This window comes from Streptococcus cristatus ATCC 51100 (assembly GCF_000222765.1).
GTDB lineage: Bacteria > Bacillota > Bacilli > Lactobacillales > Streptococcaceae > Streptococcus > Streptococcus cristatus.
In genome coordinates this window covers 58,003-74,059 of record NZ_AFUE01000004.1, presented here as the reverse complement: position 1 = coordinate 74,059, position 16,057 = coordinate 58,003, and the positions used below count along the sequence as shown (strand labels likewise).

General features: G+C 44.6%; 10 protein-coding genes and 1 pseudogene. 10 read left to right on the top strand and 1 reads right to left on the bottom strand.

What is annotated here, in order from left to right:
- A pseudogene (locus tag HMPREF9960_RS01950) lies at positions 1 to 582 on the top strand (prepilin peptidase); the annotation flags it as partial.
- Positions 583 to 618: 36 nt separating this feature from the next.
- On the opposite strand, the gene sstT reads toward HMPREF9960_RS01950, so the two are convergent.
- Positions 619 to 1,836, bottom strand: coding sequence for a serine/threonine transporter SstT (gene sstT, locus HMPREF9960_RS01945; protein ID WP_005591192.1), 1,218 nt, complete (start codon positions 1,834 to 1,836; stop codon positions 619 to 621).
- 163 nt (positions 1,837 to 1,999) lie between these two features.
- Between sstT and HMPREF9960_RS01940 the strand changes: the two genes are divergently transcribed.
- From HMPREF9960_RS01940 to HMPREF9960_RS01900, 9 genes are all read left to right on the top strand, one after another.
- Positions 2,000 to 2,872, top strand: a complete 873-nt coding sequence (locus HMPREF9960_RS01940; protein WP_005591191.1) for a mechanosensitive ion channel family protein — start codon at positions 2,000 to 2,002, stop codon at positions 2,870 to 2,872.
- Positions 2,873 to 3,199: 327 nt separating this feature from the next.
- Entirely contained in the window at positions 3,200 to 4,093 is an 894-nt protein-coding gene (locus HMPREF9960_RS01935) for a helix-turn-helix transcriptional regulator (RefSeq protein WP_005592034.1), read from the top strand.
- Between the two features lie 66 nt (positions 4,094 to 4,159).
- Entirely contained in the window at positions 4,160 to 4,774 is a 615-nt protein-coding gene (locus tag HMPREF9960_RS01930; protein ID WP_005592044.1) for a GyrI-like domain-containing protein, read from the top strand.
- A 12-nt stretch (positions 4,775 to 4,786) separates the two neighbouring features.
- Entirely contained in the window at positions 4,787 to 5,338 is a 552-nt protein-coding gene (locus tag HMPREF9960_RS01925; RefSeq protein WP_005591188.1) for a ClbS/DfsB family four-helix bundle protein, read from the top strand.
- Positions 5,339 to 5,531: 193 nt separating this feature from the next.
- Positions 5,532 to 6,566, top strand: coding sequence for a heat-inducible transcriptional repressor HrcA (hrcA, locus tag HMPREF9960_RS01920; RefSeq protein ID WP_005592036.1), 1,035 nt, complete (start codon positions 5,532 to 5,534; stop codon positions 6,564 to 6,566).
- Positions 6,567 to 6,604: 38 nt separating this feature from the next.
- Positions 6,605 to 7,150: a nucleotide exchange factor GrpE gene (grpE, locus tag HMPREF9960_RS01915; protein ID WP_005592038.1), complete on the top strand. Its 546-nt coding sequence runs from the start codon at positions 6,605 to 6,607 to the stop codon at positions 7,148 to 7,150.
- A gap of 251 nt (positions 7,151 to 7,401) precedes the next feature.
- Positions 7,402 to 9,225, top strand: coding sequence for a molecular chaperone DnaK (gene dnaK, locus HMPREF9960_RS01910; RefSeq protein ID WP_005591185.1), 1,824 nt, complete (start codon positions 7,402 to 7,404; stop codon positions 9,223 to 9,225).
- 400 nt (positions 9,226 to 9,625) lie between these two features.
- The gene (gene dnaJ, locus HMPREF9960_RS01905; RefSeq protein WP_005591184.1) at positions 9,626 to 10,759 is read left to right on the top strand and encodes a molecular chaperone DnaJ; all 1,134 of its coding nucleotides are present in this window, start codon (positions 9,626 to 9,628) and stop codon (positions 10,757 to 10,759) included.
- A 235-nt stretch (positions 10,760 to 10,994) separates the two neighbouring features.
- Positions 10,995 to 15,755 (top strand): endo-beta-N-acetylglucosaminidase, encoded by a 4,761-nt coding sequence (locus HMPREF9960_RS01900; RefSeq protein ID WP_005592050.1) that lies wholly within the window; start codon positions 10,995 to 10,997, stop codon positions 15,753 to 15,755.
- The last annotated feature ends 302 nt before the right edge of the window (positions 15,756 to 16,057 follow it).

Genomic DNA, 16,057 nt, shown 5'->3' with positions numbered 1-16,057 from the left:
AGGCTTAGTTATTGACCGCTTCCCAGAACAATCCATCATCTCACCAAGCAGCCACTGTGACAACTGCAAGCAGATACTCAAAGCACGGGATTTGGTCCCAATCCTGTCTCAGTTGCTTAATGGCTTCCGCTGCCGTTTCTGCAAGATCCAGCTGCCTGTCTGGTATGCTGCTTTTGAGTTAGTGCTGGGTTTACTTTTTCTAAGCTGGAGCTTAGGCTATCTTTCACTAGCCCAGCTCTTACTGCTAACGATGGGCTTGACCCTAGCTATCTACGATCAGCGTGAGCAAGAATACCCTCTTCTAATCTGGCTGATTTTTCAGTTCTTGCTGATGGCGACAGCGGGTATCAATCCGCTCATGCTCTTCTTTTTAGCCCTAGGACTTCTAGCCTTCTTTTATGATCTTCGCATCGGTGCTGGCGACTTTCTCTTTCTAGCTTCCTGTTCTGCTATTTTCAGCCTGACAGAAATTCTCATTCTCATCCAAATCGCTAGCTTCTCTGGTCTCGCTTGTTATTGCTTTAAAAAGAAAAAGACAGGCTAGCATTTGTACCCTGTCTCTTGTTTGGTAAAGACAATTGAGAGGCTAGGACTTTTGTCCCAGCCTCAGCGCTTTGTTTAATAACGTTTTTCTTTGGGCCAGGTGCTCATTTCAGCAACAGCTGTAAAAAGCACATCTGTGGATGAGTTGAGGGCAGTTTCGCAAGAGTCTTGGATGACACCGATGACAAAGCCAACGCTGACGACTTGCATGGCCAGATCATTTGGGATGCCAAAGAGGCTACAAGCCACTGGGATCAAGAGAAGCGAGCCTCCAGCCACCCCAGAAGCTCCGCAGGCAGAAATGGCCGCAACGACGCTAAGCACCAGTGCTGTTCCAAAGTCCACTTGGATACCCAGTGTATTGGCCGCTGCGAGGGTCAGCGTGTTGATTGTCACCGCTGCTCCTGCCATGTTGATAGTGGAACCGAGTGGGATAGAGACCGAGTAGGTTTCAGGATTGAGGCCCAAATCTCGACAAAGTTTCATATTAACAGGGATATTGGCAGCCGAACTACGAGTGAAAAAGGCAGTGACGCCACTGACTTTTAAGCAGCGCCAAACCAGTGGATAAGGATTTTTCCGAAGCATAATGAAGACAATCAAGGGGTTAACGACCAGCGCAACAAGAGCCATGGAACCTAGTAATAGGAGAAGGAGCATGCCGTAGCTCTTAAGTGCCTCAAATCCTTTGCCAGAAATGGTCGTGTACACCAGTCCTAAAATACCAAAGGGGGCTAGATTGATGATCCATTCGACAATCTTTGAAGTAATATCTGCCAGTGTTCTCAAGAGTTCTTTACTTTGCTGATTTGCTTCTTGCATGGCCACTCCAAAGATAACTGCCCAAGACAGAATGCCGATATAATTGGCCTTGCTCAAGGCGTTGATCGGATTATCAACAAGATTGAGGAGGAGATTGCTCAGAACTTGGCCGATGCCTTCTGGTGGCCTGACTTCCGAGCTGGCTGCGGTCAGTTCGATGGTTACAGGGAAGACATAATTAGCAAGAACAGCGACAAGGGCAGCCGCAAAAGTCCCAATTAGATAGAGGATAATGACGGTTTTCATATTGCTATTCTGCCCTTTTTGGTGCTGAGAGAGGGCATTGGCAACGAGGGTAAAAACGAGCAGTGGTGCGATAGCTTTTAGGCCACCGACAAAGATTTGGCCGAGGAGGCTAATGGCGCTGGCTTGTGGAAAGATGAGGGCCAGCAGGGCGCCTGTGACAATCCCAATAGAAATCCGTTTGATAAGATTGGCGCGATTCCAAGAAGAAAGAATTCGATGAAACATAGGAGCTCCCTTTCTAAAATAAACTGCTTTCCACTATACGCTAGAGGTCGTATAAAATCAATATTTTTTGGTATACCCTATACAGAATAAGGCCGCTTTGATGATTATCCGCCGCCCTTTGTGGTATAATGAATAAGATTTTTGTGTCTCATAGGAGGAAAGAATGACAGCTAATGGGAATGTCTTTACACGCTATTTCCAGCAATTTGACTGGTCAGCTATTCTGGATGATGTGTTTTCGAAATTCGTCTCCTTGGTCTTTTTGTGTGTACTATTTTGGATGGCTAAGAAAATTCTCCATCTGTTTGTGACTAGACTGATTGCGCCATCTTTGAAATTATCTCGGCAGGATGTCGCTCGGCAAAAGACCATTATGCGCTTAATTGAGAATTTGCTCAATTATGCCCTTTATTTTCTTTTGTTCTACTGGATTTTATCCATTTTGGGTATGCCGGTCTCAAGTCTTTTGGCTGGGGCAGGGATTGCCGGCGTAGCCATTGGGATGGGAGCACAGGGCTTTCTGTCCGACCTAGTCAACGGTTTCTTTATTCTCTTAGAGCGTCAGTTGGATGTAGGGGATAATGTTCGCTTGACCAATGGTGCTATCAAGATTGCAGGAACGGTTGTCAGTGTTGGAATTCGGACTACGCAGGTACGCGATGCGGACGGAACTCTTCACTTTGTGCCCAATCGAAATATCACCGTAGTCAGCAATCTTTCTCGTGGCGATATGCGGGTTTTGATTGATATTCCTATCTATGCCGAGACGGATTTGGATGAGATTTATCGGATTATCGCTGCTGTCAATCAGGAAGCTGTGCCTGAACATCCAGAAGTTTTGAAGGAACCTGATATTCTGGGACCGCAAATGACTGCGAGCGGGCAGTTTTACTTTCGGATTAGTTTAATCGTTGCAAGCGGTATGCAGGCGAGCCTGTACCATATTTTCTACAAGCTCTATCACGAAGCCCTACTAAAAGAAGGGGTGGCTTTGCCAACATTTGCCCCTGTTGCAGGAAATAGTGGCAAAGCTTAGTAGTAGTCGGGGAAACAAAGGCAAATAACATCTATCGGAAATAAGGTTTCTAATTACTAAAAGAGGCTGGGACAAAAGTCCTAGCCTCATTTTTTCTTTGGATTGTCGAGCAAGACGCAGTGGTTGAGTGGGCTCTACCACGCTGATTTCATCAGCTTTTACAGCCCTACTCAACTGTGCGGAGGTGGGACGACGAAATCGGATTTTAACGAATTACCGATTTCTGTCCCACTCTCTTTTTCATTACAGCTTATCCTAGATCTAACCTACCAAAATATGACATGCTATGGCAAGTATTGTATAATAGGAAGAGGAGAAGGAGCAGGCATGCAGAATAATCGACTATTTCAGATATTGTACTATATTTTGGAGAGAGGGAAAGTGACTGCAACGGAGCTGGCCGAGAAATTCGAAGTTTCGGTTCGGACTATTTATCGAGATGTGGATTCTCTTAGCAGCGCTGGGATTCCGATTTATTCCACGCAAGGAAAGGGCGGTGGCATAGAAATCGCAGAGGATTATGTCTTGCGGAAGTCCCTGCTGACAGCGGAGGAGAAAGAGCAGATCATGGCGGCCCTGCAAGGTCTGGAGAGCACCAGTCAGCTTTACCAGAGTGACCTGCTTACAAAGCTTGCGGCGCTATTTCAAGTCAAAAATCCCAATTGGATCGAAATCGATTTTAATCACTGGCAAAACGATAAAGCATATGAAGATACCTTTCATCAACTAAAAACTGCAATTCTAGGCAAGCACCTTGTTTCTTTTTCTTACTTAGCTAGTGATGGTCAGGAGACAAATCGCCGTGTCAAGCCTGTACGCTTGTTGTTTAAAAGTCAGAATTGGTATCTTTATGCTTTTTGCCTCTTGCGACAGGAATTCAGGTATTTTAAGCTATCTCGGATGAAAAATCTGGAGCGGCTGGAGGAGAGATTTGAAGACAGCTTTGAAGATGTCGTCTTGGAAAAGGAACTGACCTATGAAAATACCATTAAACTGACAGTCAAGTTTGATCGCAAAGTGGCCTTCAGGGTTTATGATGAACTAAGCGGAGACATTCGGACAGATGCCGAAGGAAATTTGTATACAGAAATCGAGCTTCCCAACGACCATCGTCTATATAGTTATATTCTGTCCTTTGGAGACACTGTGGAGGTCTTAGATCCGCCCGAAATTCGAGTGAAAATGAAGGAAATGCTTTCTAGGCTGGCAGAAAAATATTAAACTTGACATAGGGTGTCAGGTATCTTCTTGTATACTAATGGTAAGAAGAGAAAAGGAGGCAGCAAGATGAAATATGAATGGAGAAAGAGTGAGAAAGGCCTTTATGGAGCCAAGAAAAAGCCAGAGCTAGTAGAGGTGCCGAGTCAACAGTTCATTGTGATTGAAGGTGAGGGCGATCCCAATGAAGCGGATTTCTCTGAGCGGGTATCTGCCCTTTATTCGTTAGCTTATTCCATAAAAATGCTCTTTAAATCCATGATGAAAGATGAGGCGGAGGACAAGGTGACTGATTTCACAGTTTATCCTTTGGAGGGGATATGGGAAAAAGCTGCTGGGGAAGGCTTCGATAAAAGTCAGCTTCGCTATCAGCTCATGATTCAGCAGCCCAAAGTCATCACTCAGGACATTTTTGCGGCAGCCCTTGAGAATGTCCGCAAGAAAAAGCCTGATCCTCTCTACGACGACATTTGTTTTCAAAGATTGCCAGAGGAGCGGGCCATTCAGGTATTACACGTAGGAAGTTATGACAGTGAGCCAGCCTCTTTTGAGAAAATGGATGAGCTGGCAAACAGCTTGGGACTGGAAAGATGCGGCCAAGTTCACAGAGAGATTTACTTGAGCAACAAAAATAGGACACCAGAAGAAAAGCTGAAAACCATCTTAAGGTATGATGTCAGATAGGAGGAATGTAACATGCCAAGACCTACAACAAAAAAAGATTTACTGGCTGCGGCTACAGAAAATTTCGAAAAACTGAATCTGCTCATTTCGAACATGACAGCGGACGAGTTGGCGAGGCCCTTTGATTTTTCAAAGGATGAGAAAAAGAAAGAAGCTCACTGGAAGCGCGATCGGAATCTGAGGGATGTCTTAATCCATCTTTATGAATGGCACCAACTGCTGCTCAACTGGGTGCAGGCCAACCAAAGGGGAGAAGAGAAGTCCTTCTTGCCAGCTCCTTACAATTGGAGAACGTATGGTGATATGAATGTCGCATTTTGGGAAAAGCACCAGCAGACCTCTCTTGAGGAGGCAAGTTCTATACTGGCTAGTTCGCATAGAGCTGTCCTGGACCTAGCCGCAACCTTGACCAATGAAGAATTGTTTTCCAAGGGAGTTTATAAATGGACGGGCGGAACGACCTTGGGTTCTTATTTTGTCAGCGCCACATCTAGCCACTATGATTGGGCTATGAAAAAGCTTAAAGCTCATCAAAAGAATTGTAAAAGGAATCCTGTCCAATAAAGTTTTCTAGGACTTGAGACTGATTTTTAGCACTCTTGCGAAAAGAGTGCTAATTTTTTGGTTTTTTGTCTTGACATTCATTTTTAAGAGTGTATAATAGAATCATAACTTAGCACTCGATGCATTAGAGTGCTAAAAATAAAAAATAAAATCTCGCCAGTGGCTGGAAATTTTCTAAAGAGAGGTGAGGTCCTTGGTAACAGAACGCCAAAATGAGATTTTAAATCTAATTATTGATATCTTTACCAAGACGCATGAGCCTGTCGGTTCTAAAGCCTTGCAAGAGACTATCCAGTCCTCGAGTGCCACTATTCGAAATGATATGGCAGCCTTGGAAAAGGAAGGACTGCTAGAAAAGGCCCATACATCAAGTGGCCGCAAGCCCAGTGTCGCTGGTTTCCAGTATTTTGTCCGTCATTCCTTGACCTTTGATCAGCTGGCGGAAAATGAGCTCTACGAGGTTGTCAAAGCTTTCGACCAAGAGTTCTTCAAGCTGGAGGATATCCTGCAGCGGGCAGCGGACATCTTGGCAGAGTTGAGTGATTGCACGGTTGTAGCTCTTGACGTCGAGCCTAGTCGGCAACGATTGACGGCTTTTGATATCGTTGTTATTAGCCAGCACGCGGCTTTAGCTGTCTTTACTCTGGATGAGTCCAATACCTTGACCAGTCAGTTCATGATTCCTAGGAATTTTCTCCAGGAAGACCTATTGCGCTTGAGGGATATGATTCAAGAGCGCTTTTTGGGACAGACGGTCTTAGATATTCACTACAAGATTCGGACGGAGATTCCGCAAATTATCCAGCGTTACTTTACGACGACGGACAATGTTCTCGATCTCTTTGAGCATATTTTTGCTCAGATGTTTTCGGAAAAAGTAGCTGTAGCTGGTAAGGTTCAGTTGCTACGTTTTGCGGATCTTGAGGCTTATCAGTTCTTTGATGATCGTCAGAAGGTGGCTTTTGAAATCCGTGATAGTCTAGCTGAGGATCAGATGCAAAATGTCCGAGTCGCAGCTAGCCAAGAGGACTGTCTGGCCAATCTAACCTTGATTTCCAGCAAATTTTTAATTCCCTATCGGGGCTTTGGTATGCTGGCAGTGGTCGGTCCAGTCAATCTGGATTACCAAAAGGTGGTCAGTCAACTCAATGTTGTCAATCGAGTCTTGACGATGAAACTCACAGATTTCTACCGATATCTGAGTAGCAATCATTATGAGGTGAGTTGAACATGAAATTACATAAATTCCTAAAAAGGAGGCGAAAAATGTCTGAGGAAACAAAAAACGAAGAAGTAAAAGAAGAGGAAGTGGTAGAAGCTACTGAAGAAGCTGTCGAAACCGTTGAAGAAGCGGATGAAACTACTCCTGAAAAATCAGAACTAGAACTAGCAAATGAGCGTGCAGAAGACTTTGAAAATAAATACCTTCGCGCTCATGCAGAAATGCAAAATATCCAACGTCGTGCTAATGAAGAACGTCAACTCTTGCAACGCTATCGTAGCCAAGATTTGGCAAAAGCGATTCTCCCTTCTTTGGATAACCTTGAGCGTGCGCTTGCCGTTGAAGGATTGACAGACGATGTCAAAAAAGGCTTGGAGATGGTGCAAGAGAGCTTGATTCACGCTTTGAAAGAAGAAGGAATCGAAGAAATCGCAGCTGACGGCGAATTTGACCATAACTATCACATGGCCATCCAAACTCTCCCAGCAGACGAAGAACATCCAGCAGATACCATCGCCCAAGTCTTCCAAAAAGGCTACAAACTCCATGACCGCATTCTAAGACCAGCAATGGTAGTAGTTTACAGCTAAGCTAGAAAGCTTAAAAAACTTGTCCGAAACGACAATAAACTATGAATGAAGATAAGAGGCAAGCCAGAGGCTTGCAAAACCGATATTTTCCGCCGTGGTGAAAATTTTAGTAGCTTGTGCTACTGAAACAGGAGATTTTTGAGACTTTAGGCTCAAAAATAAGTGATGAAATCCCGTAGGGAGTTGCTCACGTCCCCACCACTTAAGGAAAATATCAAAAAATAGAAGAAAAAACTTAAGGAGAAAAACACATGTCTAAAATTATCGGTATTGACTTAGGAACAACAAACTCAGCAGTTGCAGTTCTTGAAGGAACTGAATCAAAAATCATCGCAAACCCAGAAGGAAACCGCACAACTCCATCTGTAGTTTCATTTAAAAACGGAGAAATCATCGTTGGTGATGCTGCAAAACGCCAAGCAGTAACAAACCCAGATACAGTAATCTCTATCAAATCTAAGATGGGAACTTCTGAAAAAGTTTCTGCAAACGGAAAAGAATACACTCCACAAGAAATCTCAGCTATGATTCTTCAATACTTGAAAGGTTATGCGGAAGATTACCTTGGTGAAAAAGTAACTAAGGCTGTTATTACAGTTCCAGCCTACTTCAACGATGCTCAACGTCAAGCAACAAAAGACGCTGGTAAAATCGCTGGTCTTGAAGTAGAACGTATCGTCAACGAACCAACTGCAGCAGCCCTTGCTTACGGTTTGGACAAGACTGACAAAGAAGAAAAAATCTTGGTATTCGACCTTGGTGGTGGTACATTTGACGTCTCAATCCTTGAATTGGGTGACGGTGTCTTCGACGTATTGGCAACTGCTGGTGACAACAAGCTCGGTGGTGACGATTTTGACCAAAAGATTATCGACCACTTGGTAGCAGAATTCAAGAAAGAAAACGGTATTGACTTGTCTACTGACAAGATGGCAATGCAACGTTTGAAGGATGCGGCTGAAAAAGCTAAGAAAGACCTTTCTGGTGTAACTTCAACACAAATCAGCTTGCCGTTCATCACTGCTGGTGAAGCTGGACCTCTTCACTTGGAAATGACTTTGACTCGTGCGAAATTTGACGATTTGACTCGTGACCTTGTAGAACGTACAAAAGTTCCAGTTCGTCAAGCCCTTTCAGATGCAGGTTTGAGCCTGTCAGATATCGACGAAGTGATTCTTGTCGGTGGTTCAACTCGTATCCCAGCCGTTGTAGAAGCTGTTAAGGCTGAAACTGGTAAAGAACCAAACAAATCAGTAAACCCTGATGAAGTTGTTGCTATGGGTGCTGCGATCCAAGGTGGTGTGATCACTGGTGATGTCAAAGACGTTGTTCTTCTTGACGTAACACCATTGTCACTTGGTATCGAAACAATGGGTGGCGTCTTCACAAAACTCATCGACCGTAACACAACGATTCCAACTTCTAAATCACAAGTCTTCTCAACTGCAGCAGACAACCAACCAGCAGTTGATATCCACGTTCTTCAAGGTGAACGCCCAATGGCAGCAGATAACAAGACTCTTGGACGCTTCCAATTGACTGATATCCCAGCTGCACCTCGTGGTATCCCACAAATCGAAGTAACATTTGATATTGACAAGAACGGTATCGTATCTGTTAAAGCAAAAGACCTTGGAACTCAAAAAGAACAAACAATTGTCATCCAATCTAACTCAGGTTTGACTGATGAAGAAATCGACCGCATGATGAAAGACGCAGAAGCAAACGCAGAAGCAGATAAGAAACGTAAAGAAGAAGTAGACCTTCGTAACGAAGTAGACCAAGCTATCTTTGCGACTGAAAAGACTATCAAGGAAACTGAAGGCAAAGGCTTTGACGCAGAGCGTGACGCAGCCCAAGCTGCTCTTGATGAACTTAAGAAAGCGCAAGAAGACAACAACTTGGACGACATGAAAGCAAAACTTGAAGCGTTGAACGAAAAAGCGCAAGCTTTGGCAGTGAAACTCTACGAACAAGCCGCAGCAGCCCAACAAGCTCAAGCAGGAGCAGAAGGCGCACAAGCAACAGGAAACGCAGGCGATGACGTCGTAGATGGAGAGTTTACTGAGAAGTAACTCGTTAAGAATGACGAATCACTAAAGTGATTGTCATTCTACGGCAGTCGCTATGGCGACTTGCCTAAACGCCTTACTAGTTCAAAAACAAAGTATAATCGACTTTGTTTTTGAATGTCGTAAGTATAAGAAGAAATCCAGAGGTTGCAACCCAGCCTCTGTTTTTCGGTAAGAAAAGAGTTGGAACGTAATTTTTGGTTCTGCTTTAAACTAAGTTAGAAAGGAACTGAAACTGACCTAAATCGAGGTTTCGTTCCGCAATATTAACAGAAAGGAACAAGGGTGTTCGTAATTGAACCCGAGCGGAAAGCTTGGAAATTAGATAAACCTCCTAAGAAATCAGGATTTCTTGTTGGTTTCCTAAATTTTAGTCGCTTTCTGTTCGCTCTTGGTATCTTAAATGAACAATACAGAATTTTATGATCGTTTAGGTGTCTCTAAGAATGCTTCTCAGGATGAGATTAAGAGAGCCTATCGGAAATTATCTAAAAAATATCACCCAGATATCAATAAAGAGCCTGGGGCGGAAGATAAATATAAGGAAGTTCAGGAGGCTTATGAAACGCTGAGCGATGAGCAAAAGCGGGCGGCCTATGACCAATACGGCGCAGCGGGTGCCAATGGAGGCTTTGGCGGCGGTGCAGGCGGCTTCGGTGGCTTTGATGGCTCTGGTTTTGGTGGTTTCGAAGATATCTTTTCTAGCTTCTTTGGCGGTGGCGCGACTCGTAATCCAAACGCTCCGCGTCAAGGAGATGATCTCCAGTATCGGGTAAATCTCCGCTTTGAAGAGGCTATTTTCGGTACAGAAAAAGAAGTGAAATACAATCGTGAAGCTAGCTGTCGGACTTGTCATGGTTCCGGTGCTAAGCCAGGAACTAGCCCAGTAACTTGTGGTCGCTGTCACGGCTCTGGTGTTATTAACGTCGATACTCAGACACCACTAGGTATGATGCGTCGTCAAGTAACCTGTGACGTCTGTCATGGTCGCGGACAAGAAATCAAAAGTCCATGTGAAACCTGCCATGGAACGGGACATGAAAAGCAAGCGCATAGCGTTCATGTAAAAATCCCTGCTGGTGTGGAAACAGGTCAACGAGTTCGCTTGGCGGGTCAAGGTGAGGCAGGCTTTAATGGCGGTCCTTATGGAGACTTGTATGTAGTGGTGAACGTTGAGCCAAGCGATAAATTTGAACGTGATGGTTCTACCATTTACTACAAGCTCAACCTCAACTTTGTGCAAGCAGCTCTGGGCGACAGTGTGGAAATCCCAACTGTCCATGGAAATGTTGAATTGACAATCCCAGAAGGAACCCAGACGGGCAAGCGTTTCCGTCTGCGTGGTAAGGGAGCACCAAATCTGCGCGATGGAAGTGTAGGTGACCAATATGTCACTGTCAATGTCGTAACGCCGACAGGCCTCAATGACCGTCAAAAGGCGGCTCTTAAGGATTTTGCGGCGGCTGGAGACATCAAAGTGAGCCCTAAGAAGAAAGGCTTCTTTGATAAGATGAAAGATGTCTTTGAAGGGGAATAAAGAAGGAAAAGAGAGACTATCTCTCTTTTTTTGTACTATTTTTAGAGATTTAATCTCTATTTATAGGACAAGATAGAATGAATTGACAAGGCAAGCTCGCGCAAGGTAGAATGATTTTAAGTGAATCTTTCTTTTTTTATGCAAAAATGTAAGCGATTACCTTTTGAAAGGAGCGACCAGGGAAGAGGCAGCAAGTGCACGAAAAAAGAAAAGAAGAGAAGGAGTTAAGGTAAAAATGCAATTTGATAAGAAACAAAGATTTAGTATCCGTAAGTTGAGTTTAGGCGTTTGCTCTGTTTTGGTCGGAATAGCGCTGTTTGGAGCTGGTCATGCTTTAGCAGAAGAAACTAGCCCAGCAGCCTCACAAGCTACTAGTAGCGTCCTTGCCAAGGAGGAAGCTCAGACAGAAGTGGCAACTGAAGAGACGAAAGTCAGTGAAGCACCTGTCGAGGCTGTCCAAGGTCTGGCGACAGAAGCTGAAAAGCAAGCTCTTGCTTCTGAGGCTCCAGTAGCTGAGAGCAAGGAAGTAACGGCTGGCAAGGAAAAAGAAGTCAAGGAAGAAGCGCCTGCCAGCAAAGAGACAAAAGTCGTAGAGGACTTACCAAGCCAAGAAGATAAAAAGCTCAAACCGAAAGAAATCAAGTTTGATACTTGGCAAGAACTGCTTGACTGGAAGCCGGGAGCTCGTGAAGATGACGAAATCAACCGGGCTAGCGTGCCTCTGGCTGAGCGTTATCAGGGGCACCAAATCAACCAGCAAGCCAATCCAGAGGCGAAAGTACAGGCTCTGTCCAATATGAACTCTAAAGCCAAGGATCATGCTTCCATTGGGGGCGAGGAATTAAAGGCCTATGCTTTCGATTACTGGCAATATCTACATTCCATGGTGTACTGGGATGGTTTAGTTCCGACGCCAGATGTTATTGATGCGGCCCATAGAAATGGTGTACCAATCTACGGAACCCTCTTCTTCAATTGGTCTTCTAGCGCTAAGGATCAAGAACGTTTCGCAGAAGCCTTAAAAGAAGATTCTGAAGGCTCGAAGACTTTCCCAATTGCCCGTAAATTAGTCGAATTGGCTAAATATTATGGCTATGATGGCTATTTTATCAACCAGGAAACGACAGGTAGCCAAGTAGAGCCACTCGGACCCAAAATGCGTGACTTCTTGCTCTATACCAAAGAGTACGCACGTTCTTTGAATTACCCCGTTAAATATTCTTGGTATGATGCCATGACCTATGAATATGGTCGTTACCATGAAAATGCCCTTGGCGAATATAATTATCAATTTATGCAGCCTAAAGATGGAGAAAATCCTGTGGACACCTTCTTTGCCAACTTTAACTGGGGCAAGGCAGAGACAGACTATTCCATCAGTACGGCAAAATGGATCAAACGGGATCCTTACGATGTTTTGGCGGGGATAGAGCTGCAAAAGGGTGGTTCTTACAAGACAAATGTGGACTGGGATGCGATTTTGGATGAAAATGGCAAACTTCGTCTGTCTCTAGGTCTATATGCGCCTGATACGATCACTGGTTTAGGTAAGACAGGTGAGGGCTACCATACTCATGAAAACTATTTCTGGACAGGCTTCCAAGGCGATCCTAGCAAGGGTAAACCAGCAGACCAATCTTGGTATGGAATGTCCAACTTGGTGGTTGATAAGACAGCGATCACCAAGCCCGATTTTAATACTTCCTTTAATACAGGACACGGAAAACGCTGGTTTGTAGATGGAAAAGTTTCTAAAGATGGAGAATGGAACTATCGTTCGGTATCTGGTTTCTTGCCGACCTGGCGTTGGTGGATTCAGCACTCAGAAGGTAGTGCACCTCTGAAGGGACGCTATGATTTTGATGAAGCCTATAACGGTGGAAATTCACTGGCTTTTGAGGGTGACTTGGCTGCAAACAGCAACCAGAATGTCATGCTCTACTCGACCAAGATTCCAGTTAGTGACAAGACCAAGCTGACCCTGACTCATAAGGGTGGTCAAGGAACAAGCACTTGGGTAGCTCTTGCGACGAAGCCAGACTATTCTGAGTACGAGTGGAAAGAACTCAGTCCGAGCAAGGACTGGAAGACAGAGACCTTTGACTTATCTTCTCTAGCTGGTAAAACCATTTACGGCGTGAAAATGTACTTCGACCATGACCAGGATGTCAAGGACTATAAGTTTAACCTAGGTCAATTGTCCATCTATTCTAATCAAGAGAAGCCAGCTGCACCAAAAGATGTGGTGGTCAAGGCTAAGCGTCTTCAAAATGCGCAGGAAGCAGAGGCCTTGCTGCAGTTTAAAGGCAGTGCAGATGCGGATTACTACGAAATCTACGAAAAAGACGGCGACCAATGGCGCCTAGTGACAGGAACATCTAGTACGTCAGCTTATTTGGCTAAGGTGAGTCGTTCAGCTAGTGCCAAGGGCAGCAAACAAGAGTTGAAAGTCGTTGCAGTAGGAAAGAATGGTTTGCGTTCAGAGGCTGGGACAGTTGACTTTGACTGGGGTATGCAAGTTTCTGATACAAGCTTGCCAAAACCTTTGGCAGAAAATGTGGTGTTGGGTGCAAAAGTAATTGGTACAACCTTCCCTGATGCGGATGGTAGCGAAGGTGTCGAAGGAATGCTGAATGGTACCATTACCAGTCTGTCAGACAAGTGGTCTTCTGCCCAACTTAGTGGTACGGTAGATATTCGTTTGACTCAGCCTCGGACAGTGACTCGCTGGGTTATGGAGCATGCTGGAGCAGGCGGAGAGTCTGTTGACGACGGCAAGATGAATACACGCGACTTTGACCTGTATTATAAGGATGAGGCAGGCGAGTGGAAACTAGCCAAGGCCGTTCGTGGCAATAAAGACCATGTGTCAGATATCGTTTTTGATAAGCCAATTCGAGCACAAGACTGGCGTTTGGATGTCATTACAGCCGACAATGGAACTCCGTGGCGGGCAATCCGGATCTACAACTGGAAGATGTATGAAAGCTTGGATACGGAAACAGTTAACGTACCGATGAAAGATGCTGCTACGCGTGTTCTTGGAAATGGACATGTCCAAGTAGGCTTCAAAGATGTGCCGGCTAAGACGACGGTATCCCTCTATGACAGCAGCGATGCGACAAAACCGATTGCAACTATGACCGCGGACAAAGACGGTAATCTCATCTTCAAACCACTTGCTTTTGCTAAACTCCCTAGCCTCCTATATTACCGCTCACAAGTAGCTGGTAAGGATATTAGTAATGTATTGGCTATTGAAGTACCTAAAGGAGATAAGGAAATTTCGAAGGTTGAGCTTGAAACAGCACCAGAAAGAAAAGTCTATCGTCAAGGAGATGCTCTGTCTCTGAAAGGTGGTACAATTCGTGTCAGCTTTAAGGATGGCCAACCAGATCAATTGGTTCAACTTTCAAACAGTGGGGTGGAAGTGACGGGCTATGATCCATCTAAGCTAGGAGAGCAGCATTTGCCACTGTCCTATCTGGGACAAAAACTGGATCAAGTGCTGACAGTCTTTGTCGTTAGTCATAGCGAAGCAGGCGAAAAGACTCCTGTAGGCCTAGAAGTGATCGAAAAACCTAAAACAGAATATATCGTGGGAGAAAGCCTTGAGACTACAGGAGGACGTTTCCGTCTGGTCTTTGATGATGAAACGACCGAAGAGCATACTTTTGATGAAGCAGATGTGCAAGTCACAGGCTATGATAGTCACAAAGAAGGCCGTCAAACTATTTCGGTCAACTATCGTGGTGTGACGACAACGTACGATGTCTTTGTATCACCAAAACCAGCCTTGAACGATGAGTATCTGAAACAAAAGTTAGCAGAAACAGCGGCTGTTCAAAACAAGGTCGACTTCAGCTTTGCGACTCCAGAAGTCAAAGAAGCCTTGCTCAAGGAAATTGCATCTGCTGAGCAAATTCTAAAAGATCACGATACAAGCACACAAGACCAAGTCGATGAGAGTCTAGCAAAACTGACTCAGGCATTTAAGGCTCTGGATGGACGCAAGAATTTTGCGGACAAGACGGCTGAATTGGATACTTTGAGCAAAGAAGCGCAGACCTTGCTCGAACAAAAACCAAACCATCCGTCAGGCGATGCCCTCCTCAGCCTGTTAAACAAGAATAAAGACTTATTGGCTTCAGCTGAAGTGACACCAGACTCGCTTGAAACTGCCAAAGCCTCTCTGCAAGAGCTCATTGCCCAGCTTCAGGAAGATAGGCCAGCTGTATTTGTAGATGAATCTACGGGTGTGGAAGTTCAATTCTCAAACAAGGAATCAACTCCAATCAAGGGCTTGAAAGTAGCAGTTGTTGAGCCAAATGCTGCCGAAAAAGAAGCCTTGGGTGGCAGACTTGGTAAGATTTATGATGTGACAGGAGTGGATAAAGACGGGCACGACGTTGCTACTCAACACACTAGTCTGGTTAAAATCCCTGTAGAAGCTGGCAAGGAAGTCGAGCAAGTTCTTTCCTTTGTAGACAATCAGCCAGGCCAGCCTCTTGACTTTGAGCGTGTCGGTGATACAGTTGTCTTCACAGCGTCTCACCTTGCTCACTATGCTGTGATTTACAAGGCTGAAAAGAGTGATTTGCCAGGACAAGACAATCCAGCAGAAACTCCAAAACCAAGTCAACCACAGGGACCAGAAACTACTCAGCCAGCAGGGGAAAATAAACCAGCAATTGAAGTCGAAAAACCAGAGTTAGGTCAGACAAAACCAAGTGTTGAGGTCGAAAAAGCAGAGCTAGGTCAGACAAAACCAAGTGCTGAAGCTGAAAAATCTGGAACAAGTCAGAAAGCGCAAGAACCACTGGCACATTCTAAGGAGTCAGGCTTGGCAACAGCTTCACCAGAGCAGGCAGAGGCTCCTAAGGCACCTCAACTTCCGAAGACAGGTACATCTACTAGCCTTTTGGCTACTGTATCAGGACTTTTAGCTCTCGTTGCTAGCTGGCTTCTATTCACACGAAAAAAAGAGGACCAATAATTTAGCGCTTTTGTCTAGTTTAGAAAAGTAAGCTTGACAAATCGTTAATCTTAGATTAAGTGAAATGCTCTCTCTGAAAGGCAGCTAGAATTTCCTCTTAGCAGCAGTAGGACAATTTAATCAAAAACTCGGAGAAGACTATTTAGTCTTCTCTTTTTTGATTTTGGTGGCTTATCTAGCTTGCCTCAGGCTTTCAAACGAGATGAATAGAGCAAAATGGCTCGATTGTTTTGACCTCAGCTTTAGTGATAAATCACCTTATAAAAATATGGCTCTAGATTTAATCTATTTGTCATTTAACT

Bases quoted from the DNA above. Each gene is read 5' to 3' on its own strand.
- sstT (WP_005591192.1), bottom strand. From the start codon at position 1,836: ATGTTTCATCGAATTCTTTCTTCTTGGAATCGCGCCAATCTTATCAAA.
- HMPREF9960_RS01940 (WP_005591191.1), top strand. From the start codon at position 2,000: ATGACAGCTAATGGGAATGTCTTTACACGCTATTTCCAGCAATTTGAC.
- HMPREF9960_RS01935 (WP_005592034.1), top strand. From the start codon at position 3,200: ATGCAGAATAATCGACTATTTCAGATATTGTACTATATTTTGGAGAGA.
- HMPREF9960_RS01930 (WP_005592044.1), top strand. From the start codon at position 4,160: ATGAAATATGAATGGAGAAAGAGTGAGAAAGGCCTTTATGGAGCCAAG.
- HMPREF9960_RS01925 (WP_005591188.1), top strand. From the start codon at position 4,787: ATGCCAAGACCTACAACAAAAAAAGATTTACTGGCTGCGGCTACAGAA.
- grpE (WP_005592038.1), top strand. From the start codon at position 6,605: ATGTCTGAGGAAACAAAAAACGAAGAAGTAAAAGAAGAGGAAGTGGTA.
- dnaK (WP_005591185.1), top strand. From the start codon at position 7,402: ATGTCTAAAATTATCGGTATTGACTTAGGAACAACAAACTCAGCAGTT.
- dnaJ (WP_005591184.1), top strand. From the start codon at position 9,626: ATGAACAATACAGAATTTTATGATCGTTTAGGTGTCTCTAAGAATGCT.
- HMPREF9960_RS01900 (WP_005592050.1), top strand. From the start codon at position 10,995: ATGCAATTTGATAAGAAACAAAGATTTAGTATCCGTAAGTTGAGTTTA.